This is a genomic window from Bacillus sp. ISO11 (genome assembly GCF_003458115.1).
GTDB lineage: Bacteria > Bacillota > Bacilli > Bacillales > Bacillaceae_G > Bacillus_A > Bacillus_A cereus.
Window position 1 is genome coordinate 72,631 of sequence record NZ_QXCO01000005.1, and the last position, 24,175, is coordinate 96,805.

A 24,175-nucleotide genomic window follows, 5' to 3' on the forward strand; every position below is an offset into this window, starting at 1 on the left:
GTCAATAATTGTTTAATAAAAACATAAAAATATAAGGTTAATTTAAAATCTCTTCCAAGATATCTTCTGCATTTCTTACTAGTTTTACTCCTTGCTGAATAAGATGATTCGTTCCCGATGCCCCCTCTATAAATATAGGTCCAGGAAGCGCAAATACCTCTCTACTTTGCTCTAACGCAAGGTCCGCAGTAATAAGTGTTCCACTTCTCGATTTCGCTTCTACAACTAAAACACCTTTACTTATACCACTAATAATCCGGTTTCTTTTTGGAAAATACCATTTTTTCGGTGCATAGTGCGGCGGATACTCTGTCAATAACAATATATATTCCTTCCACATTTCATATAAAGGTCTATTTTCTTTCGGATACATAAAAGACAATCCATGCCCTAATATCGCAATAGTCGGGCAATGATGCCTTACTGTAATCTCATGAGACATTGTATCTATCCCTTTTGCAAACCCACTGACAATAAGCCACTCTCTTTCTAATAAAGGGTGTAAAATAAACTTCAAACTCTCATGACCATATAATGATGGTTCTCTCGTTCCAACAACTGCTAATTTATTTACTTTATTCAGGAAATCTTTCTCTCCTTTTCCATATAAAACGAAGGGAGGGTCTTGTATTTCACGTAATAATTGCGGATAATTTTCATCCCATATCGTTATATAAAAAATACGATTTTTCTCTAAATAAGATATATATTGCGGAAGATTTGAACTTTGAAGAAATTTTACTAGTTCTGAAGATTTTTTCGAGGATATTCCAGTGTAGTGTTCCATTTGTTTTTCGTTAAAATTATATATGTTCTCTAATTCTGGATCGACATATAGTAGCCTCTCCATCGCTTTCCAATAATCTGCTAGCAAGTAATGAAGATGTAATAATCTCTCTCTTTTCATCTTGATTCTCCTTACCCATAATTTTTATTATGTAAACAGAAAAAGTCTAAAAAGACACCCTCAAGTAAGAAGGTGTCTTTCAACAGATTAATAGTTTTTACAAGTCTCAAATAAACCTTTTTCTTTTAAAACAGAGATTAGCGTTTCTCCCATAACTGCTGGAGTTTCAGCTACTTTAATGCCACAAGCTTCCATTGTTTTAATCTTTTCAGCAGCAGTTCCTTTACCGCCAGAAATGATTGCACCAGCATGGCCCATACGTTTGCCAGCAGGCGCTGTTTGACCACCAATGAAGCCTACAACAGGTTTTGTCATATTAGCTTTTACCCATTCAGCTGCCTCTTCTTCTGCTGTACCGCCGATTTCACCAATCATAATTACAGCATGTGTTTCTTCATCTTCATTAAATGCTTTTAAAGCATCAATAAAGTCTGTACCGTTAACAGGGTCTCCGCCGATACCTACAGCAGTAGATTGGCCAATACCTTCTTGTGTTAACTGATGTACAGCTTCATACGTTAATGTACCAGAGCGAGATACGATACCAACATGACCTTTTTTATGAATATATCCTGGCATAATACCAATCTTACATTCATCCGGTGTGATTACACCTGGGCAGTTTGGTCCAAGTAAACGTGTATGTTTACCCGCCATATATCTCTTTACGTTTACCATATCTAATACAGGAATCCCTTCAGTAATACATACTACTAAATCAATTTCTGCATCAACAGCTTCCATAATTGCATCTGCCGCAAAAGCGGGTGGAACGTATACAACTGAAGCGTTTGCGCCTGTTGCTTTCACTGCATCTTCTACTGTATCAAATACTGGTACACCTTCAATATCAGTGCCGCCCTTACCTGGTGTTACACCACCGACAATTTTCGTACCGTATTCAATCATTTGTTTTGTATGGAATAAACCTTGAGAACCTGTAATACCTTGAACAATAACTTTTGTATCTTTATTAACTAATACGCTCATTTTTCTCCCCCGCTTTCTATTAGCCCACTAGTGAAACAATTTTTTGTGCACCGTCTGCCATAGATTCTGCTGCAACAATATTTAAGCCAGACTCATTTAAAATTTTCTTACCTAGTTCTACGTTTGTACCTTCAAGACGTACAACTAAAGGTAACTCAAGACCTACTTGTTTCGTTGCTTCAATAACACCTTCTGCAATAACATCACACTTCATAATGCCACCAAAAATGTTAACAAAGATACCTTTTACATTTTTGTCAGAAAGGATAATTTTGAATGCTTCTGTAACTTTTTCTGCAGTTGCACCGCCACCAACATCTAAGAAGTTAGCTGGGTCACCGTGGTAATGTTTAATGATATCCATTGTAGCCATCGCTAAACCTGCACCATTAACCATACAACCGATATTTCCATCTAAAGGAATGTAGTTTAAGTCGTATTTTGAAGCTTCAATTTCTTTTGAATCCTCTTCATCAAGATCACGAAGCTCTAAAATGTCTTTATGGCGATATAATGCATTAGAATCAAAGTTTAATTTTGCATCTAATGCCATAACTTTACCTTCACCTGTTGTAACAAGTGGGTTAATCTCAGCGATAGAGCAATCTTTTTCGATAAACGCACGGTATAAGCCCATCATAAACTTCACAGCTTGTCCTACAAGCTCTTTTGGAATATTGATGTTAAATGCGATTCGGCGCGCTTGGAAACCTTGTAAGCCTACTGCTGGATCAATATATTCTTTAAAGATTTTTTCAGGTGTTTTTTCTGCTACTTCTTCAATTTCTGTTCCGCCTTCTTCAGACGCCATTAAAACAACTTGAGAAGTTGCACGATCTAAAACTAGACCTACATAATATTCTTTTTTAATATCGCAACCTTCTTCGATAAGTAAGCGTTTTACTTCCTTACCTTCAGGACCTGTTTGATGTGTCACAAGTGTAGTTCCTAAAATGCTTTCTGCATATGTACGAACTTCATCTAAATTTTTTGCAACTTTTACTCCGCCAGCTTTGCCGCGTCCACCAGCGTGAATTTGTGCTTTCACTACACATACATCTGTTCCTAATTCTTTCGCCGCTTCTACAGCTTCTTCTACTGTAAATGCAACCTTCCCGTTCGGAACGCTAACCCCATAGCTTCTAAGGACTGCCTTACCTTGGTACTCATGGATATTCATGGTCCCATCCTCCCCTGTTTTCCTGTTTTACTCGAAAAGTTTTTTAATGTTTAAAAAACATTACATTGCCATTGTATAAGATGATTGGCACGCTGTCTACAATAAAGTGTCAGAAAACTGAAATCGCTTTATTCTTTTTCGGAAATAGTAATGTTTATATGCCAAAATAAAAAAATAAGCTGTATATTTACAGCTTATTTTTGAATCATATCTTTAATTGGCGCGAATGACTTTCGGTGTTCATCTAATACTCCATGCACTTGAATTGCCTCTAAATGTTGCTTTGTGCCATATCCCATATGTTGCTCAAATCCATATTGAGGATACTTCTCTCCCAGTTCTTTCATCATACGATCTCTCGTTACTTTTGCGATAATGGATGCGGCTGAAATCGAAACACTTTTCGCATCACCTTTAATAATTGATGTTTGCGGAATTGGTGTAGGAAGTTTCATCGCATCAATTAATAAATGTTGGGGTGTACAAGATAAATTCGCAACTGCATCTAACATCGCTTGTTTCGTTGCTTGGTAAATATTAATGTCATCAATAACTTGCGGCGATACAATTCCTACTCCAATTGCAATTGCTTGTACTTTTATTTCATCATAAAAACGCTCACGTTTCGCTTCACTCAACTTTTTCGAATCATTTAACCCTGGAATATAAAAATCCTCAGGAAGAACGACAGCTGCCGTCACAACAGGCCCAGCCAATGGCCCGCGCCCTACTTCATCAATACCCGCGATATATGTGACCCCTTTTTCACGCAAAGCATTTTCATACTTGGACATTTCAAAAAACTTCTCTTTTTCTTTCTGTTCTAACTCTTTTTGTTTATACCACTTCAAAACGAGCTTTTGAACACCTTTTCGATCATCTTTCATTAACAGTTGAAAGCGATCATCTTCTTCATTCATAATTTCTTTCAATACATTTTCTGCTTCTTTTATCGTTATAGTTTGCATTTATACAAGCTCCTTTTTAAACATATCCAAAAAGAAAAGACGCACAAACGCACGTCTTATACTTCTTCTATTTTTTCCACATCTTCTACTTGCTCTGCAAACTCTTCCGGTGTTTCAAACGTCATTTTTCCAAGTTTGCCACCACGAAGCTCACGAAGCACAAGCTCAGATGTCTTATCATAATCAATCATTCCGCCGCCCATTAAGCAGCCTCTATTTTTTCCAATTGCATCGAATAATTCCACAATATCTTCTGGAATCTCATTTAAATTATAGCGTTCTTTCAAGCGTTCTGGATAATGTTTCTCCATAAAACGTAATGCGTAAACAGCTACATCTTGTAAATTTAAAATTGAATCTTTAATTGCACCCGTTGTCGCTAAGCGAAGACCCACTAATTGATCTTCAAATTTAGGCCACAGAATACCTGGTGTATCTAACAATTCCATTTCCTTCCCAACTTTAATCCATTGTTGAGCTGTTGTCACACCTGGACGATCTCCTGTTTTAGCAATATTTTTCTTTGCCAATTTATTAATCAATGTAGATTTACCAACATTTGGTATACCTACAATTAATGCACGAATCGCTCTCGGTCTAATACCTTTTGCAACCATTTTATCAAATTTTTCTTTAACAAGCACTTTACAAGCTGCTGCAATTTCCTTCATACCTTGTCCAGCTTGCGCGTTAATTGAAATTGCCATATGGCCTTTTTCTTTAAAATATGCGATCCATTGTTTTGTTAAACGATCATCTGCCATATCCGCTTTATTTAAAACAACAAGCCTTGGCTTATGTGTAATGATTTCATCAATCATTGGGTTTCGAGATGATAATGGTAATCGAGCATCTACAAGTTCAATTACAACATCAATTAATTTTAATTTCTCCGTTACTTGGCGTCTAGCCTTCGCCATATGCCCTGGAAACCATTGAATTACCATGTTGCCACCTTCTTTTTCATTTATTTCACAATACGTGCGTCTTCTAACGGCCAATATAACATATTAGCTTTACCAATTACTTGATCCATTGAAATCGTACCGATTGAACGGCTATCTTTACTAAAACGACGATTATCACCTAAAACAAATAATTGATCTTTTGGAACGGTTTTCTTGCCTGTCATTTCTTCAAGATTAAAATCATATGTAAGCGGTCCGTCAGCAATTTGCTTTTTCTGCTTGTCTAAATACGGCTCCTCATAAGCCTTTCCGTTAATATACAGTTTATCATTACGATACTCTATTTCATCGCCTGGCAGGCCTATAATGCGCTTAATGTAATCTTTATCTTCTGTTGCTCGAAATACGATAATATCAAAGCGTTTTGGATCTCCAATGTGATAACCAATTTTATTCACAATCATTCGATCACGATCATGTAAAGTAGGTGCCATCGATACCCCGTCTACGAGAATTGGCGCAAAGAAAAACTGTCTAATAACACCAGCTAATACAACAGCAATCAAAATTGCTTTAATCCATTCCCAAAGTGAACTCTTCTCTTTTTTCATGCATTTCCCCTCCACGGTTATGTAAACTGCTCGTATTATACCAAAATTTCATATAGATTGGAAAAAGGGAGCTTGTGCATTTACAAGCTCCCATACATGTCTTATCGAATTTCTTTAATACGTGCTTTTTTACCGCGAAGGTTACGTAAGTAGTATAACTTAGCACGACGTACTTTACCACGGCGAAGTACTTCGATTTTCGCGATTCTTGGCGTGTGAACTGGGAATGTACGCTCAACACCTACACCGTAAGAAATCTTACGAACTGTGAATGTTTCACTGATTCCGCCACCACGACGTTTAATTACAACACCTTCGAAAAGCTGAATTCTTTCACGAGTTCCCTCAACAACTTTTACGTGTACACGTAAAGTGTCACCAGGACGGAATGAAGGAAGGTCAGTTTTTAATTGGCCTTTTGTAATTTCTGCGATTAATTGTTGCATATTAAATTCTCTCCTTTAAACAGATGCTCTTATAAAGTCTTAATAAATTACAGCGGAACATCGTTAATACGGCTACTGATTTCAGTAGCACAAATGTTATAATAGCATATTACTAGGCCTGTTGCAATAGCAAATATATGAAGTTATTACTGCTCTCGCTTTATTTCCTCAAGCCATTTTTTCTCTTGTTTAGATAGCTCTCTCTCATCTAATAAATCAGGTCTACGCGTATACGTTCGGCGCAAAGATTCCTTATGTCGCCATTCATCAATGTTTTTATGATTCCCTGACATTAATACATCCGGTACCTTCATACCACGAAAATCAGCTGGACGTGTATAATGAGGATGCTCTAATAAACCTGTACTAAACGAATCCTCTACTTGTGAAGCATGATTTCCTAGCACACCTGGCAAGAGACGTACCACACTATCAGTAATAACCATAGAGGCTAATTCTCCGCCCGTTAATACATAGTCACCAATAGAAATCTCATCCGTTACGAGATGCTCACGAATTCGTTCGTCATATCCTTCATAATGCCCACATACGAAGATTAAATGTTCTTCCCCTGCAAGCTCTTCCGCTTTCTTCTGCGTAAATCTTTCGCCCTGCGGACACATTAAGACAACTCTCGGCTTACGCTCTGTCTCTTTCGTCAAATCCTCTACAGCATCAAAAATAGGCTGAGGAGTAAGCACCATACCAGCTCCTCCGCCGTAAGGATAATCGTCTACGCTATTATGCTTACTTGTTGTATAATCACGAAAGTTAACAACACGAAGGTTTACCGCTTCTTTTTCTTGCGCCTTCTTTAATATAGAAGATCCAAATACACCGGTAAACATGTCTGGGAACAACGTTAAAATATCAATTTTCATTATAGCAGCCCTTCCATTACATGAATGGTTACTAATTTATTTTCAATATTAACTTGAAGTACAACATCATCGATATAAGGAATTAAGAGATCTTGACCCTTCGGGCGTTTAATTACCCAAACATCATTTGCACCAGGAGATAGAATCTCTTTGATTGTCCCTAGCGCTTCTCCTTCTTCCGTTACAACACTGCAACCAATAATTTCATGATAGTAGTATTCACCTTCAGCAAGTTCGCCTAACTGCTCTTCTGGTACTTTTATTAAAGAACCTTTAAACTTCTCTACTTCATCTACATTGTTATATCCTTCAAATGTTAATAAATCGAATGTCTTATGTTGGCGATGAGAAGTTACCTTCACCGGAAGATAGTCTGTGCCTTTCTCATTCGATATGTATAGCGTGTTTCCTACTTTATATCGCTCTTCTGGAAAATCAGTACGAGAAATAACACGGATTTCTCCTCTTACGCCATGAGTATTTACAATTTTCCCTACGTTAAACCATTTTGTCATAAATAGTATGTCACCCCTGGTTTCTATATAAATTAAGCATCTCCATTTCGCAGATGGAACATGCAATCTCTATTTAAATGTTAAAAAAGGGAGAGGAATAACTCCTCGCCCTTTTTACGTTTATTGAATTTCCAGTGTTACTTTTTCATCATTATGATGTCCCACTGAATACAAGAGCATTCGAATCGCTTTCGCAACTCTCCCTTGCTTTCCAATGACTTTTCCAACATCCTCAGGATGTACAGTTAATCGATACTTTATCTCTCCGTTGCAAAGTTCCTGTGTAACTTTTACATCTTCAGGATAATCGACAAGAGGCTTGACAATCGTCTCGACTAACTTCTTCATAGTCATTGCCTCAATTACTTACCTTGTTTAGATAAGTGGAATTTCTCCATGATACCTTGGTTAGAGAATAAGTTACGAACTGTATCAGATGGTTTAGCACCATTTCCTAACCATTTTAATGCTGCTTCTTCGTTGATCTTAACTTCAGCTGGTTGAGCAACTGGATTGTAAGTTCCGATTTCCTCAATGAAACGTCCGTCACGAGGAGAACGAGAATCTGCAACAACTACACGATAGAAAGGAGTTTTTTTAGCTCCCATACGTTTTAAACGAATTTTAACTGCCATTTATAAAGCACCTCCGAATTTATTTCACACAGATAATTATATTAGCAAAAAGACTATTGCTTTGTAAAGTATTTTTTCTTAACAGAGCCATCTTTTTTTCCTTACATGAATGGAAACTTCAATCCACCTAGTCCTTTTTTCTTACCTTTTTGCATTCCCGTCATCGTCTTCATCATTTTTTTCATGTCATCGAATTGCTTAATTAGACGATTGATTTCTTGTACAGTTGTACCGCTACCTTTGGCAATGCGCTTTTTGCGACTAGCATTGATTATTTCCGGTTGTTCTCGTTCTAATTTAGTCATAGAACGAATAATTGCCTCAATATGCCCAATTTGTTTTTCATCAACTTGCGCATTTTTCAGCCCTTTAATTTTATTTGCACCAGGAAGCATTCCTAACAATTCATCAAGCGGCCCAAGTTGGCGCACTTGTCCAAGTTGTTCTAGGAAATCGTCAAGCGTAAACGAAAGCGTACGCATTTTTTGCTCAAGTTCTTTTGCTTTCTCTTCATCAACTGTAGCTTGCGCTTTTTCAATTAACGTTAAGACATCGCCCATCCCTAAAATACGGGATGCCATACGCTCTGGATGGAACGCTTCAATTGCATCTAGTTTTTCACCCATACCAGCAAATTTAATCGGCGTGTTTGTCACAGCCTTAATAGATAATGCAGCACCACCGCGCGTATCACCATCTAATTTCGTTAATACAACACCTGTTAAACCTAACTGTTCATGGAAACTTTGTGCAACATTTACCGCGTCTTGCCCCGTCATCGCATCGACAACAAGGAAAATTTCATCCGGTTTCGCAACTTCTTTCACTTTCGCTAATTCATCCATTAATTCTTCATCAATATGCAGGCGACCCGCTGTATCGATTAAAACATAATCGTGATGATCTTCTTTTGCTTTTGCAATCGCTTGTTTCGCAATTTCAACAGGACTTACTTGATCTCCTAAAGAAAATACAGGCATGTCCAATTGCTTCCCTAATGTTTCAAGCTGTTTAATCGCTGCTGGACGGTAAATATCCGCTGCAACAAGCATCGGTTTACGATTATGCTTTTTACGAAGCAAATTCGCAAGCTTACCTGTCGTCGTTGTTTTACCCGCACCTTGCAGACCAACCATCATAATAACAGTCGGTGGCTTATTAGCAACAGCAATTTTGCTTTGCTCTCCGCCCATAAGTTCTGTAAGTTCTTCCTGTACAACTTTAATTACTTGTTGTCCAGGTGTCAAACTTTTCATTACATCTTGTCCGACAGCACGTTCAGACACACGCTTCACAAAATCTTTTACTACTTTAAAGTTAACATCCGCTTCTAAAAGAGCTAGACGAACTTCTCTCATCATTTCTTTCACATCGGCTTCAGAAACTTTTCCTTTGCCGCGGATTTTTTGCATTGTCTGTTGAAGTCGGTCGGCTAATCCTTCAAATGCCATATTGCCGCCCTCCTAATCTAATTTTTCGATAGCTTCAACAACTTGTTTCATTTCTTCATTCACATGCTCTTCTTCGCTGATTAGCTGTTTTAGCTTTGCAACAAGTCGCTGTCGCTCTTGAAACTTTTGAAGTAATACTAATTTTTCTTCATATTCTTCAAGCATCGCTTCAGTCCGTTTAATGTTATCATACACGGCTTGGCGACTTACATCAAATTCTTCCGCAATTTCACCAAGAGATAAATCATCTAGATAATAAAGCGACATATAACTTCTTTGTTTTTGCGTTAACAACGATTGATAAAAATCAAATAAATAGTTCATTCTCGTTGTTTTTTCGAGCATGTTGGATCATCCTTTGTTAAGTGATTTCCCTTTACATGAATTAGTTTACATGTAGTCCAAAAGAGTGTCAAGTTTTTTTCTTAACATCATATATTTTTTATAGAAAAAGAAGCGGAAATACCGCTTCTTTCGCTTATACTTCTTCTGTTTCTACTAAGTTCGCAAATAAACCATACACATATTGTTCTGGATCAAACTGCTGCAAGTCATCCATTTGCTCTCCTAATCCAACAAACTTCACCGGTACATCCATTTCGTTACGAATCGCTAATACAATACCACCTTTAGCAGTTCCATCTAACTTCGTTAAAACAATACCAGTTACATTCGTTGCTTCACGGAATGTTTTCGCTTGGCTTAAACCGTTTTGTCCTGTTGTTGCATCAATAACAAGCAATACTTCATGAGGAGCACCTGGTACTTCACGCTCAATTACACGCTTCACCTTCTCTAACTCTTTCATTAAGTTCACTTTATTTTGCAAGCGTCCTGCTGTGTCACATAGTAATACATCTACCTTACGTGCTTTCGCTGCTTGTACAGCGTCATACATAACCGCCGCTGGATCAGATCCAGATCCTTGTTTAATCACTTCTACACCAACGCGATCGCCCCATACTTCTAATTGTTCAATCGCTCCAGCACGGAATGTGTCTCCTGCCGCCAATAGGACTGACTTACCTTCTGATTTAAACTTATGCGCCAGTTTACCAATTGTCGTCGTTTTTCCTACACCATTAACACCAACAAATAAAACGACCGTTAATTGGTCCTCTTGCATATTAATTTCGTTACTAAAATCGCTGTCACCTTTGTAAATTCCTACTAGTTTTTCTGAAATAACAGCTTGTACTTCTTTTGGATCTTGAATGTTACGACGTTGTACTTCTTCTTTCAATTGGTCAATTAATTCCATTACCGTCGCAACGCCAACGTCTGCACCGATTAAAATTTCTTCTAACTCTTCGAAGAAATCTTCGTCCACTTTACGGTAACGATACACTAAATCATTCACTTTATCCGCAAATGAATTTCTCGTTTTTTCTAATCCTTGTTTAAATTTCTCTGTAACTGTATCCGTTTGTTTTGAAATTTTTTCTTTTAGTTTTTTAAAAAAACTCATACTTTCCCATCCTTCCTATTCACTTGCAATAAGTTCTTCTCCGGCGTCTAAACGAACCGAAACAAGTTTAGATACCCCCGATTCTTGCATTGTTACACCGTACAACACATCAGACTCTTCCATTGTACCTTTTCTATGTGTAATTACAATAAACTGCGTCTCATCACTGAATTTCTTTAAATACTGTGCAAAACGAGCTACATTCGCCTCATCAAGGGCTGCCTCTACCTCATCTAGTACACAGAACGGTACTGGGCGTACTTTTAAAATACCAAATAAAAGCGCAATTGCTGTTAAAGCACGCTCTCCACCTGAAAGTAAACCTAAGTTCTGCAGTTTCTTCCCTGGCGGTTGTGCTACAATATCAATACCCGTATTTAGTAAATCCTCTGGATTAGTCATTACTAAATCCGCTCTACCGCCTCCAAATAATTCAGAGAATACCGATTGAAACTCCATTCTAATGCCTTCAAACGTAGTAGAAAAGCGTTTTTTCATTTCTTCATCCATTTCGGTAATAAGCTGGTGCAATGTCGCTTTCGCTTCTTCTAAGTCGTCTCTCTGCTCTAGTAAGAATGTATGACGCTCCGCTACACGTTCATATTCATCAATTGCCCCTAGGTTCACTGTACCTAACTCTTCTATGGATAATTTGATTAATTTTACTTTCTTACGCGCATCTTCTGCAGGCATTGTCATTGTATATTTTAGTTTTGCCGCTTCAAATGAAATCGTATATGTTTCACGTAAATGTTGTAATCTATTTTCCAACTCTACATCCAGTCGATTTATTCTCACTTCTTGATCTTTCAACATTTCAAGAACATATTTATGTTTACCTGTCGTTTCTTTCAAATTGCGCTCTAAATGTTCTACTCTCTCTTGCAACGATACACGTTGTTCACGACGAGAGCGAATTAATTCTGAAGTTTGATTACGATCATATGCTTTCTTCTCAATCATATTCGTAATTTGCTCTTCACCACTTGAATTAGATGTCATTTCTTGTTTTAAGAACGCTAAATCCTCTTTCGTTTTTACAAGTGTCGCATCCGTTTCTTCTTTTTCCTTCGTCAATCGTTCAACTTTTTCTTTTTGATTAGATAAGCGTTGTTGCTTTTCAGCTGCCAGCACTTTTAACTCAGTCATTTCTTTTTGAACTTTTTCTTTCGAAGAATGTTGCTCACTTTTTTGTTTTGTTAAAGCTACAATTTTACTATCTAACTTAGTGATTTCAGCTTGAAGATTCGTTAAAACCCCTTCTAACTCCTCTTTACGCCCTTGCATTTTTACTCGATCTTGTAAAAACCCTTCAATCTCTAAATCATAAATAGACAACCGATCATTAATACGATGTTCTTCTAATTCTAAACGATTAATCTCTTCTCTTAATTTCTGCTCATCTACACGATCTGCTTCTACAGTTTGCCTTAGTTCGCGTATTTTCACTTCTTTTTCTTGAATCTCTTGTTTTACTGCTTTAACAAAGTTTTCTAACTTCGTTGTTTTTTCTTCCATATCAGTTAACTTGCGAGTCCACTCTTCCAGTTCACGTTGGCGTCCTAATAAAGAAGATTTCGCTTGCTTTACCGCCCCACCAGTCATAGAACCGCCAGGATTCACTACGTCACCTTCGATTGTTACAATGCGATAACGGTATTGCAGTTGTTTCGCCAACTCATTTGCTCCACGTAAATCTTTCGCAACAATAACAGTACCTAATAAATTTGAAACTACATTTTCATATTTATTGTTGTACTGCACAAGTTCTGCCGCCACACCTACAAACGATGGGTGTTGATTTGCAATGCGTAATTGCTCAAATGATAACGATCTGCTTTTAATAACAGCTTGCGGTAAAAACGTTGCACGTCCATGTTTATTTTGCTTTAGAAATGCAATCGCATTACGAGCATGTTCCTCTGTTTGTACAACAATATGCTGCATCGCTGCACCTAGAGCGATTTCCATTGCAACTTCGTATTCTTTCGGTACCGTTAACAGTTCCGCAACAGCACCCTCGATACCTTGCAACCTATTTTCTCTAGCTTTCAATACTTCACGTACACCTTGATAGAATCCAGAATAATCTTCTTGCATCTCTTCAAGCATTTCTTTTCGAGAACGTGCCTGTTGCACAAATTGATATGCTTGATACAGTTTTGTTTCATTTTCACTATACTGCGTCTTACATTTCCCAAGCGCCGCCTCTGTCTTCTGTATATTTGAGAGAATGCCAGCTACTTTTTCTTTCGCTTGTTCGTAACTTTCTACAAGTTTCGTCTTTTTCGCTGTAATTTCCATACGCATTTCTACATATTTCGCATTCTCTTCATCTAGACGCTCGTTTTTAGACGTTTGCTGTTTCGATTGTTCTTCAATCATAGATAATTCATTACGATGACTAGCTTGTTGATTTAAAAGCTCAATATAGTCACCTTTTAAATTCTCAATCTGTTCCTCTAAATTGTCAGCAAAAGTAGCAAGCAGTTGCTCATTATCATGCAATTTTTGCTCCAACTCTTTTACTTCATTCACAAATTGCATTAAAGATTCTGTACTTGACTCAATCTCACCATCGTAACTTTTAGCTTTCTCAGTTAATTCAACAATTAACTGCTCAAGTTGCGCACAATGCGTCGTAGCATTTTGCTTTCTTTCTTTTAACAACTCACGCTGCCCTTCTAGTTTTTCTAGCTCTTTACTAGAAAGAAGAAGTACTTCTTGCAACGAGTCTACAGACTCGTCTACCGCTTGTAATTGTCCTCGTAATTCCTCAAGCTCTTCTTCACTTTTTTGTAAATTCGTTGACATTTTAGCTTCTTCGTTTTTATTATGCCCAAACTGATTTCGAAGCGCTTCCCATTTCTCATGCAATTCTTCAATTTCATGAACAATAAGCGCAGCTTCTACTTTCTCTAATTCTTCTTTATTCTCAAGATAATCTTTCGCAATAGAAGCTTGTCTTTCTAAAGGTTCTACTTGACTACTTAATTCATGAATTATATCTTGTACACGATTTAAGTTTTCTTGTGTTTCTGCTAGTTTCCCTTCAGCTTTCTTTTTGCGAAGTTTGTATTTTAGTACGCCTGCCGCTTCTTCAAATACACCTCGACGCTCTTCTGACTTACTACTTAAAATCTCTTCCACTTTCCCCTGGCTAATAATTGAAAAAGCTTCTCTTCCCATACCAGAGTCCATAAATAAATCGATAATATCTTTCAATCTACATGATTGTTTATTAATATAAAAATCACTATCACCTGAACGAGATACACGACGTGTTACACACACCTCATTGTATTCAATTGGTAAACGTTGATCTTCATTATTTAAAGTTATTGTTACTTCAGCAACATTAACCGCTCTCCTCGTATCACTGCCTGCAAAAATAATATCCTCCATCTTTGCACCACGTAATGATTTTGCAGATTGTTCACCAAGTACCCAGCGAATTGCATCAGTAATATTACTTTTCCCGCTTCCATTAGGTCCTACTACAGAAGTTACACCTGGGACAAAATCAACAGATACACGCTCAGCAAAAGACTTAAACCCTGCTATTTCTAATCTTTTTAAAAACACGAAAGGCCTTCCTCCTATTCTCCGTCGTTATAAATGTTCTCTATATAAAAACAAGTATTATACGGATTTACCTTCTTTTTCTTTATAAACAAAAAGAAAGTTTCATTCTATGCATAAGGAATCCCCCTCATTCAAAGGGGGATTCCTTATAGTTGTTCTTTTAATTTTTTCAATGCTTCTGCAGCAGCTTGTTGCTCTGCTTCTTTTTTCGACTTACCACTACCAAGACCTAAAGCTACGTTATTTAACGTAACACGTGACACAAATTCTCGATTGTGAGCTGGTCCTTTTTCTTGCAAAATTTGATACTCAACATTGCCACTGCCATCACGCTGAATCAATTCTTGCAACTGACTCTTATAATCCATCACATGAGAAAAAGCACCCTCATTAATTTTCGGATATACAATTTCTTTTAAGAATTCCCAAACTGTTTCTAGCCCTTGATCAAGATAAAGGGCACCAATAAACGCTTCAAAGACATCCGCTAATAAAGCTGGTCGTTCACGTCCACCTGTCATTTCTTCACCTTTTCCTAATAAAACAAGGCTGCCAAATGACAATTCGTTCGCAAAACGAACAAGAGATGGCTCACATACAATAGCTGCACGTAGTTTTGTTAACTCTCCTTCGCTCATTGTCGGATATTTTTGAAACAGATACTGTGATACAGTCAGTTCCAATACTGCATCTCCAAGAAATTCAAGACGCTCATTATCTTCATGCGGTTTTTTTCGATGCTCATTCACATACGATGAATGCGTAAATGCTTGAATCAATAATTTTTCATCTGTAAACGTAATACCTATCTTTTCTTGAAACACTTTAAATGCTTCACGATATTTTGTTTCGTATTTTTTTTCTCTATATTTTCGGTACGGCATAGGTCCCTCCAGATATAAGCCAGAAAGCCCCGCTAAAAAACGGGACTTCACTTAAGCATTATAGATGACTCTCTATGTAAGTCACAGCATCGCCAACAGTAGCAATCTTTTCAGCATCTTCATCAGAAATTTCCATTTCGAATTCATCTTCTAATTGCATTACAAGTTCTACTACATCTAGGGAGTCTGCTCCTAAATCTTCCTTGAAGCTTGCAGCTGGTACTACCTCAGTCTCTTCTACTCCTAAACGATCAACGATGATTTTTGTTACGCGCTCTAAAACATCTGCCATTCCATTCACCTCCCCTCAAATATTATATTAAATATTGACCAAAAAAACTAGGTGAAATCGATTCTTTTATTACATTACCATACCGCCATCAACATTTAACGTTTGACCTGTAACATATTTGCTTTGATCAGAAGCAAAAAACGTTACAGCATTCGCGATATCTTTCGCTTCACCAAATTGAGCAGCTGGAATAACTTTTAACATTTCAGCTTTAATATTCTCATCTAGTACATCCGTCATATCAGTCGCAATAAAGCCCGGCGCAATTGCATTCACAGTAATATTTCGACTTGCTAACTCTTTTGCAGATGTTTTTGTTAATCCAATAACACCCGCTTTAGCAGCAACATAATTAGCTTGCCCTGGGTTTCCTATAACACCCACAACAGAAGCGATATTTATAATTCTACCGTGACGTTGACGCATCATATAACGAGATACTGCTTTTGTACATAAGAATACACCTTTTAAGTTTGTATTAATAACTGTATCCCATTCTTCTTCTTTCATACGCATTAATAAATTATCTTTTGTTACACCAGCATTATTTACAAGAATATCAACTTGTCCAAATGTATCTACTGTTTGTTTCACCATATTTGTAACATCATCAGCATTTGCAACATCTGCTTTTACCGCAATTGCATCAGAACCTAATTTCTTAATTTCATCTACTACTTCATTTGCTTTTTGTTCATTACCTGCATAATTTACTACTACATTTGCCCCTTGTTTCGCTAAATCGATCGCAATCGCGCGACCAATTCCACGTGAAGCGCCAGTTACTAATGCTACCTTCCCTTTTAACATCAGTTTTCTCCTCTCAAATTTGAAATGGTATCTTTTAATGTCTCTTCATCATATATCGCATATGCTTTCACTGATGAATCAATTGACTTCATAAGTCCAGCAAGTACTTTTCCAGGCCCAATTTCAATAAATGTATCTACTCCCTGCTTCACCATACATTCAATAGACGGGTACCATAATACAGGCGAATAAAGCTGTTCGATTAACTTTTCTTGAATGTCGGCACCACGTGTAATAACATCCGCCGTAACATTTGCAATAACAGGAATGTTCGTATCATGAATTGTAATTTCATTCAAAACACTTTGAAACTTCTCAGCTGCCGGCTTCATAAGTGAAGAATGGAATGGCCCACTTACTTTTAGTGGAATTGCTCTCTTTGCACCATTTTCTTTCGCTCTTTGAGAAGCAACCTCTACGCCTTGCTTCGTTCCAGAAATTACAATTTGCTTCGTACTATTCATATTAGCGATTTGCACTGCATATCCTTCACTTGTTACTTCTTCTGTAACTTGTTTCAGCATATGTGGGTCAGCACCTAATATAGCTGCCATTGCACCTTCCCCGCCCGGAACAGCTTCTTCCATATATTCCCCGCGTTTCCTTACAGCATATACCGCATCTTCAAAAGTTAATGCACCAGCTGCTACAAGAGCGCTATATTCACCTAAACTATGACCAGCGACAAAGTCAGGTGTAATGTCATACTCTTTCAAAGCTGTCAAAATAGCAAAACTCGTTGTTAATAATGCAGGCTGCGCATTTGTTGTTAATGTAAGCTTTTCCTGCGGTCCTTCAAAAATCACTTCTGAAAGTGAATCTTGCAACACCTCATCTGCTTTTGCAAACACTTTTGCAACCTCTTTATTATTCTCTGCTAATTGTTTACCCATTCCAACTGCCTGTGAACCTTGGCCCGGAAAAAGAAATGCTATTTTTCCCATTTCAAATCCTCCTCTTATTGGAGTGACTCTTTCTCCATTACGCTTGAAATCGTAGGAATTACTTCTTTCGCTACCATTTCTCTCGTTTGACGAATCGCACTAAATATCGACTGGTCATTAGAAGAACCGTGAGCCTTAATGACAGGTGCTTTCAATCCAAATAATGCAGCTCCTCCATACTCCGAATAATCCATTTTATCTTTTAATACCATAAGTTTTGGCTTTAATACCGCCGCTGCTAATTTACTCGTAAATGAACTCATTAATTGTTCTTTCAACATAGAGAATAGCGCAAGTGCTGTTCCCTCTAATGATTTCAACGCTACATTCCCTGTAAAACCATCACATACAACAACATCTGCTACACCTTGCAATAAATCTCTTGATTCAATGTTCCCAACGAAATTAATTGGCGCATCTTTAAGCATTGCAAATACTTGCTTTGAAAGCTCGTTTCCTTTTCCATCCTCTGTTCCAACGTTTAATAGTCCAACGCGAGGATTTTCAATTCCTCTTACCTTCTCAGCATAAACAGATCCCATTACTGCATATTGATATAAATGAATTGGTTTTGCATCAACATTTGCTCCAACATCTAACATAACAAAACCTTTTCCATCTACAGTTGGCATTGTAGGCGATAAAGCTGGTCGCTCAATTCCTTCCATACGACCGACAACAAATAATCCAGCTGCCATTAAAGCTCCTGTACTACCTGCGGATATACAAGCGTCTGCTTCTCCATCCTTTACTTGTTGTGCCGCAAGCACCATTGAAGCTTGTTTTTTTCGACGAACCGCTCTTACTGGTTCCTCCGTTGATTCTATTTTTTCGTCTGTATGAAGAATAGTAATTCGTTCATCACTCGTTAAGTATTGACGAATTTCCTCTTCTTTCCCTACTAACGTAATATGTAAATCAGAATATTCCTTAATAGCTTTCATTGCCCCTAATACTACAGCCTTTGGAGCGTGATCTCCGCCCATTGCATCTATTGCGATTTTCATAAGTTGTTACCTTCCTCACTATAATTACTAGATCGATACATTTCAAAAGTGCCTGTAAAAACAAGTTCTTCTCCAACGAAGCTACGCACTTTGACAACCGTCCGTCCCTTATCATTCTCTACATCTTCAACGCGCGCTTTTGCAACAACACGCTCTCCTAATTTTACAGGGCGAATGTATCGAATGGTAGACTTTGCAGTTAAAGCTAATTCTTCATCAATAACTGCAACAGCTAGTGAGTTTGCTTGCGCAAACAGATGATGCCCACGGGCAATTTGATTTCTTTTAAATACATGTTCTACCTTTACTTCAAAGATAGAGATTGCATGTCTATCTAATTCAATATCAATAATTTCTCCAACAACCTCTTCTAACGGTAAAGATTTCACATCTTCTTCATGTTGCTTTGTAGCTACATGTTTAATTCTCTCTCTTAATTCAGGAATAGACAATTCCATACGATCAAGTCGTACTGTTTGTATACTCACTTGAAATTTTTCCGCTAAATCTTCATCCGTAATAAAAGGATTTGATTCGATTGTTTGTTGTAATAACTCTTGTCTTTCTTTTTTACTTCTTCTTTTTTTCATACCGCACCATCCATTTTTATGACTAGGTACTAACAGTAGTATATAATCATTAAAAGTAGAATGCAACAAAAACTTTTGTTGACTCCCTTTAATCGAGCTTCTCTCCTTGGAACACCCCTGTCCCATCAAGATACGTACGCAAGGCAGCGTACTGATCATTGTGCCAAAACGCTTCTGAATCTACTAGTATCGCCGCATCTTGCCTTGCTGTTTCTAACGCTCGATAATCATGTACCATGTCAGCAACCTTAAATTCTGGTAAGCCACTTTGCTTACTCCCAAAGAAATCTCCAGGACCTCGTAATTCTAAATCTTTTTCTGACAATACAAATCCATCATTTGTTTCAGTCATTATGCGCATTCTTTCTTTCCCTGTTTCTGATTTAGGGTCTGCTATTAATAAACAATATGATTGCTCACTACCACGGCCGACACGCCCTCTAAGCTGATGAAGCTGCGATAAACCGAAACGTTCTGCATCATAAATAACCATTACAGTCGCATTCGGTACGTTCACACCTACTTCAACAACTGTTGTCGATACAAGAATTTGCACTTTATTTTCACTAAACTGTCCCATTATCTCTTCTTTTTCCTGAGACGATAATCTCCCATGCATCAATCCAACTTGGCATTTCCCTTGGTAATGATGCGTCAGCATACTATGTAAGTCGATAGCATTTTGCACATCAAGTTTCTCAGATTCTTCAATTAGAGGACAAATAACGTATGCCTGTCTTCCTTTTTTTATCTCCTTTTCAACAAAACCGAGAACGCGATCTAACATATCATGTTTTGCCCAATATGTTTCAATCACCTTTCTACCTGCTGGCATCTCATCGATTATCGAAACATCCATCTCTCCAAATGCAGTAATTGCAAGCGTACGCGGAATTGGTGTCGCTGTCATAAATAATACATCTGGACTTTCACCTTTCTCCCGTAAAACTCGGCGCTGCGCTACACCAAATCGATGCTGTTCATCTGTAATAACGAGACCCAACCTATGAAATATAACTTCATCTTGAATTAAGGCATGCGTTCCAACAAGAATATCTATTTCTCCTTGTTCTAACTTCGCTAAAATTTCTCGACGTCTCGCACCTTTAACAGAACTTGTTAACAGTTCCACCTTCATACCAAAATGCGAAAACGTTTCAGCAAGCGACTGATAATGTTGCTCAGCTAAAATTTCTGTAGGAACCATTAAAGCACCTTGATAATGAGCTAATTTCGATGCATAAAGGCCAATCGCAGCAACAACTGTTTTCCCAGAACCAACGTCACCTTGCAATAGTCGGTTCATCCGATAAGGAGATGTCATATCTTTCAAAATTTCATCTACAACTCGGCGCTGCGCACCCGTTAATGGAAACGGCAGTGCATCGATAAATTCTTGTAATTCTACTGACGGAATCTCTTTCTTCGTCCCTTTTGAATTTTCCCTCTCCATTTTCCGGAGCGTTTGCATTTTCAGCTGAAATAAGAAAAATTCTTCATATACAAAACGGCGACGCGCTTGCTTCAAATCTTCCTGTCCTACCGGAAAATGCAATGCCCTAAGCGCTTCATATCTTGGTAATAATTTATATCGCCCTAACAAACCATCCGGTAACACTTCGACTATAGAATCTCCATATTCCTTTAACGCTTGAGCAATAAAACGACGCATCTGTTTTACTGTAAGTTTCCCCTTTACTGAATAAACAGGTTCCACTTCTTGTTGACGTACAACCGGCCCAAAATGAAGTTCTGATACAGCAATTGTTTGACGATGTTGATCCCATTTACCAGTAATCGTTACCGTTTCATCTAACTTTAATTTTTGCTTATAGTAAGGCCTATTAAAACATACCGCCGTAATTAAATAACGACCGACGAGAACACGAACTGTTAAACGCGATTTCTTCTTACCATAATATTGCAGCAAAGGAGCACTATGAATCTTCCCTTCAACCGTTACACGTTCATCATGCTTTACTTCAGCAAGATCTTTCATCGCATAATCTTCATAACGGTATGGAAAATGTTCTAATAGATGAGAAACTGTATAAATACCCATCTCATGTAGTAACTCAGATGTTTCTCCTCCAATCCCCTTTACATCCGTAACAGGAACTTGTACAACATCATTCAAGATTCTCACACCCCGTCACATTATTTTCTTTATTGCATTTTATTTGAGTACCAATTAGCATCTGTAATCGCTCTCTTTCACCTTATATATTCTATCATAGGCATTCTAAGAGAAACTACTCAAATCCCTTATATAAAACAAGTAAAAAAGAGCCTCACTATTAGCAGCAAGGCTCTTTTCTCTCTTCAATATGCTAGCCTTTTGAATAAAAACTAGTAATAAACTTCATATTACTACTTCTTATCCATTAGCAAGTAAGTAATCCATTTATTTTCAAAACGAATCTTATCTTATTCTACAGAGAAGATGAAAGAATACACTGGTTGGTTTCCAGCATGCACTTCTACTTCTGCATCTTCAAATTTCTCTTCTACAAATTCAACTAACTCCGCTACTTCTTCGTCAGTTGCATCTTCACCTTGTAGAATCGTTACGATTTCAGAATCTTCATCAATAAGCGCTTCTAGTAATTGCTTCGCAGCTCCTACTTTTTCAGCATTTGTAGATACAATTTTCCCATCTGCAATACACATGAAATCATCTTTTTGAATTGCTACACCATCAATTTCCGTATCACGTACAGCATACGTAATTTGACCTGTTTTCACATGAGATAAAGCTTCTTGCATGTTTTCTTCATTCTCTTCTAACGTTCCAACTGGGTTAAATGCTAACATTGCTGCCATACCTTGAGGAACTGTTTTCGAACGAACAACAATAACTTCTTGATCTACAACTGATGCCGCTTGTTCTGCTGCCATTACAATATTTCCGTTATTCGGTAAAATAATGATTTTTTCAGCATTTGCTTCTTCAATTGCCTTCACGATATCCTCCGTACTTGGATTCATCGTTTGACCACCTTCGATAACTTTCGTTGCGCCGATGCTCTCAAATAAAGTTTTAATACCAGACCCCATAGCTACAGTTACGATACCATATGGTTGTTTTTCTTTCGATTGAGCTGGTTGTTCAGGAACCATAGTAGGTTCATCTAATAAAGCAGTATGCTGTTCACGCATATTTTCTACTTTAATCTTAATTAAACTACCGTATTTTTGCCCGTAGTTCATAGCGTCTCCAGGATGTTCTGCATGGATATGAACTTTTACAATTTCATCATCAGACACAACTAGTAGAGAATCACCATATACACTAATATCTTCACGGAATTTTTGTTCAGAGAAATTATGCTCTTTCACCTTTTCAGCCTCTAATTTCACCATGAATTCCGTACAATATCCATACTTAATATCTTCTGTACTCAATTGGCTTTGTACACTACGGTGATGTTCTGCGCGTACCATTTCATTCATAGATGGTTGCGTCGGTGCATCAGAAGAAATCGTTTCTCCTTTTAAGTCAGCTAAAAATCCTTCGTATACCACTACAAGACCTTTACCACCGCTATCTACAACGCCAACTTGTTTTAATACAGGTAATAAATCTGGCGTACGATTTAACGATGCGTTTGCTTCTTTCACAACGTCTTCCATAAACAAAACAAAGTCGCGCTGTTTTTTCGCAACTGTTACTGCATATTTACCCGTTTCTCTTGCAACCGTTAAAATCGTTCCTTCAATCGGTTTCATAACCGCTTTATAAGCCGCCTCTACTCCAGCTTCTAGTGCTGCAGCAAAATCAACTGTTGTTAATTCTTCTTTTTGTTCAATGGATTTAGAGAAACCACGGAACAACTGAGATAAAATAACTCCAGAGTTACCACGAGCTCCCATTAATAATCCTTTGGCTAAACTTACGCCGACTTTACCAGCATGCTGTGAAGGGTTTGCTTTCACTTCACGCGCACCTGAAGTCATAGATAAGTTCATGTTTGTACCGGTATCGCCATCTGGAACTGGAAATACGTTTAATGCATCAACAAGCTGAACATTGTTTGTTAAATTATTCGCTCCTTGCATGATCATTTGTGATAAACGTTTTCCATCAATTTTTTGAATTGACACAGATTTTCCTCCTTAATGCACATTACAAGTTTATTACTTTAACTCCTTGTACGTAGATGTTTACAGAATCTACTGCTAGTCCTACAGTTTGATCTAATGTATATTTCACTTTCGTCTGCACATTATGTGCCACTTCTGAAATTTTCGTACCATAGCTCACAATAATATACATATCAATATGTACTTCATCTTCATCTTTACGAACAATAACACCTCTAGTGAAGTTTTCTTTTCGTAAAATGTCTGTTAATCCATCTTTTAACTGATTTTTTGATGCCATACCTACGATACCGTAGCAATCTACCGCGGCACCTCCAGCAATTGTTGCAATTACATCTGTACTAATATCAATTTGACCGTACTTCGTTTTAATTTCAATTGACATCTCGTTTCCCCCTTCATAAATGGTGAAAGTGAGCTAGACTACTTTAGTTACTATCATATAATCTTTTTAAAGAAAATTCCATCGTTCTTTCTTTTCACTCTCATATTTTATGTTTTAAATTACACTTTTTTATGATGAGCAAAATAGTCCATTGTTATTATACAACATGTACCACTATAATATGTCAAGCAATTTTTATGGATTTCAACTTTTCTTCATTGACATATAGTGTCAAGTAAATTTTCTTGATTTCTTTTTTCTACGGTGTTGCATTCTCTTTTTAGTTGTGTTAAATTATAGTAGTGTTTTTAGCATCGCATAAAAGACTAACATTGAAAAATTACGTATGGTAAGGTATCAAGGGAGGGAAATATAAATGGCTCGTGTTTGTGCTATTACTGGAAGAAAAGCTCGTTCTGGTAACTCTCGTTCTCACGCAATGAACGCTACAAAACGTAAATGGGGCGCTAACCTTCAAAAAGTTCGCGTACGCATCGACGGAAAAGTTCAACGTGTTTACGTTTCTGCTAGAGCATTAAAATCTGGCAAAATCGAACGTGTTTAATAATAAAAAAAAGAGCCGATAGGCTCTTTTTTTACTATAACAATGGAAA

At 37.4% G+C, this 24,175-nt stretch carries 25 protein-coding genes; 1 reads left to right on the forward strand and 24 read right to left on the reverse strand.

Annotated features, from left to right (window positions below; all coding sequences use genetic code 11):
* Positions 1–37: 37 nt before the first annotated feature.
* From dprA to D1166_RS06995, 24 genes are all read right to left on the reverse strand, one after another.
* Positions 38–907, reverse strand: coding sequence for a DNA-processing protein DprA (gene dprA / locus D1166_RS06880; protein ID WP_097856244.1), 870 nt, complete (start codon positions 905–907; stop codon positions 38–40).
* Between the two features lie 87 nt (positions 908–994).
* Entirely contained in the window at positions 995–1,897 is a 903-nt protein-coding gene (gene sucD / locus D1166_RS06885; RefSeq protein WP_000115178.1) for a succinate--CoA ligase subunit alpha, read from the reverse strand.
* 19 nt (positions 1,898–1,916) lie between these two features.
* On the reverse strand, positions 1,917–3,077 hold the full coding sequence (gene sucC, locus D1166_RS06890; RefSeq protein ID WP_001020791.1) for an ADP-forming succinate--CoA ligase subunit beta: 1,161 nt from the start codon (positions 3,075–3,077) through the stop codon (positions 1,917–1,919).
* Between the two features lie 194 nt (positions 3,078–3,271).
* Complete coding sequence (locus tag D1166_RS06895; protein ID WP_001193513.1) at positions 3,272–4,045, reverse strand: ribonuclease HII; 774 nt, start codon at positions 4,043–4,045, stop codon at positions 3,272–3,274.
* A gap of 56 nt (positions 4,046–4,101) precedes the next feature.
* Positions 4,102–4,992, reverse strand: coding sequence for a ribosome biogenesis GTPase YlqF (gene ylqF, locus D1166_RS06900; RefSeq protein WP_000236702.1), 891 nt, complete (start codon positions 4,990–4,992; stop codon positions 4,102–4,104).
* 20 nt (positions 4,993–5,012) lie between these two features.
* Positions 5,013–5,564, reverse strand: coding sequence for a signal peptidase I (gene lepB / locus D1166_RS06905; RefSeq protein ID WP_000711851.1), 552 nt, complete (start codon positions 5,562–5,564; stop codon positions 5,013–5,015).
* 101 nt (positions 5,565–5,665) lie between these two features.
* The gene (gene rplS / locus D1166_RS06910; RefSeq protein WP_001186516.1) at positions 5,666–6,010 is read right to left on the reverse strand and encodes a 50S ribosomal protein L19; all 345 of its coding nucleotides are present in this window, start codon (positions 6,008–6,010) and stop codon (positions 5,666–5,668) included.
* Positions 6,011–6,156: 146 nt separating this feature from the next.
* Positions 6,157–6,891 carry a tRNA (guanosine(37)-N1)-methyltransferase TrmD gene (trmD, locus tag D1166_RS06915; RefSeq protein WP_000686903.1) on the reverse strand — a complete coding sequence of 245 codons (735 nt, stop codon included), beginning with the start codon at positions 6,889–6,891 and terminating at the stop codon, positions 6,157–6,159.
* Complete coding sequence (rimM, locus tag D1166_RS06920) at positions 6,891–7,406, reverse strand: ribosome maturation factor RimM (RefSeq protein WP_000170278.1); 516 nt, start codon at positions 7,404–7,406, stop codon at positions 6,891–6,893. Before rimM ends, trmD begins: the two co-directional genes overlap by 1 nt.
* A 120-nt stretch (positions 7,407–7,526) precedes the next feature.
* Complete coding sequence (locus tag D1166_RS06925) at positions 7,527–7,754, reverse strand: KH domain-containing protein (RefSeq protein WP_000737401.1); 228 nt, start codon at positions 7,752–7,754, stop codon at positions 7,527–7,529.
* A gap of 14 nt (positions 7,755–7,768) precedes the next feature.
* Positions 7,769–8,041, reverse strand: a complete 273-nt coding sequence (gene rpsP, locus D1166_RS06930; RefSeq protein ID WP_000268750.1) for a 30S ribosomal protein S16 — start codon at positions 8,039–8,041, stop codon at positions 7,769–7,771.
* 101 nt (positions 8,042–8,142) lie between these two features.
* Entirely contained in the window at positions 8,143–9,492 is a 1,350-nt protein-coding gene (ffh, locus tag D1166_RS06935) for a signal recognition particle protein (RefSeq protein ID WP_000863460.1), read from the reverse strand.
* Positions 9,493–9,504: 12 nt separating this feature from the next.
* Positions 9,505–9,837 (reverse strand): putative DNA-binding protein, encoded by a 333-nt coding sequence (locus D1166_RS06940; RefSeq protein ID WP_000891062.1) that lies wholly within the window; start codon positions 9,835–9,837, stop codon positions 9,505–9,507.
* Positions 9,838–9,970: 133 nt separating this feature from the next.
* Positions 9,971–10,960 carry a signal recognition particle-docking protein FtsY gene (gene ftsY, locus D1166_RS06945; protein WP_000007655.1) on the reverse strand — a complete coding sequence of 330 codons (990 nt, stop codon included), beginning with the start codon at positions 10,958–10,960 and terminating at the stop codon, positions 9,971–9,973.
* A gap of 15 nt (positions 10,961–10,975) precedes the next feature.
* Positions 10,976–14,545: a chromosome segregation protein SMC gene (smc, locus tag D1166_RS06950; RefSeq protein WP_000478977.1), complete on the reverse strand. Its 3,570-nt coding sequence runs from the start codon at positions 14,543–14,545 to the stop codon at positions 10,976–10,978.
* Positions 14,546–14,691: 146 nt separating this feature from the next.
* Positions 14,692–15,429: a ribonuclease III gene (gene rncS / locus D1166_RS06955; RefSeq protein ID WP_001146875.1), complete on the reverse strand. Its 738-nt coding sequence runs from the start codon at positions 15,427–15,429 to the stop codon at positions 14,692–14,694.
* A gap of 58 nt (positions 15,430–15,487) precedes the next feature.
* Entirely contained in the window at positions 15,488–15,721 is a 234-nt protein-coding gene (acpP, locus tag D1166_RS06960) for an acyl carrier protein (protein WP_000786062.1), read from the reverse strand.
* A 69-nt stretch (positions 15,722–15,790) separates the two neighbouring features.
* Positions 15,791–16,531 carry a 3-oxoacyl-[acyl-carrier-protein] reductase gene (gene fabG, locus D1166_RS06965; RefSeq protein WP_000911768.1) on the reverse strand — a complete coding sequence of 247 codons (741 nt, stop codon included), beginning with the start codon at positions 16,529–16,531 and terminating at the stop codon, positions 15,791–15,793.
* Positions 16,531–17,475: an ACP S-malonyltransferase gene (gene fabD, locus D1166_RS06970; protein WP_000515903.1), complete on the reverse strand. Its 945-nt coding sequence runs from the start codon at positions 17,473–17,475 to the stop codon at positions 16,531–16,533. Before fabD ends, fabG begins: the two co-directional genes overlap by 1 nt.
* Before the next feature lie 14 nt (positions 17,476–17,489).
* On the reverse strand, positions 17,490–18,482 hold the full coding sequence (gene plsX, locus D1166_RS06975) for a phosphate acyltransferase PlsX (RefSeq protein ID WP_000684098.1): 993 nt from the start codon (positions 18,480–18,482) through the stop codon (positions 17,490–17,492).
* Positions 18,479–19,072, reverse strand: a complete 594-nt coding sequence (gene fapR, locus D1166_RS06980) for a transcription factor FapR (protein ID WP_000747349.1) — start codon at positions 19,070–19,072, stop codon at positions 18,479–18,481. The genes plsX and fapR overlap by 4 nt, the downstream gene beginning before the upstream one ends.
* An 88-nt stretch (positions 19,073–19,160) precedes the next feature.
* Positions 19,161–21,209, reverse strand: coding sequence for an ATP-dependent DNA helicase RecG (gene recG, locus D1166_RS06985; RefSeq protein WP_001000813.1), 2,049 nt, complete (start codon positions 21,207–21,209; stop codon positions 19,161–19,163).
* Between the two features lie 290 nt (positions 21,210–21,499).
* Complete coding sequence (locus D1166_RS06990) at positions 21,500–23,176, reverse strand: DAK2 domain-containing protein (RefSeq protein WP_000027129.1); 1,677 nt, start codon at positions 23,174–23,176, stop codon at positions 21,500–21,502.
* A 22-nt stretch (positions 23,177–23,198) separates the two neighbouring features.
* Positions 23,199–23,561 carry an Asp23/Gls24 family envelope stress response protein gene (locus D1166_RS06995; protein ID WP_000021109.1) on the reverse strand — a complete coding sequence of 121 codons (363 nt, stop codon included), beginning with the start codon at positions 23,559–23,561 and terminating at the stop codon, positions 23,199–23,201.
* A 376-nt stretch (positions 23,562–23,937) separates the two neighbouring features.
* Here D1166_RS06995 and rpmB point away from each other — a divergent pair, with 376 nt between their 5' ends.
* Entirely contained in the window at positions 23,938–24,126 is a 189-nt protein-coding gene (gene rpmB, locus D1166_RS07000; protein WP_000124776.1) for a 50S ribosomal protein L28, read from the forward strand.
* Positions 24,127–24,175: the final 49 nt, after the last annotated feature.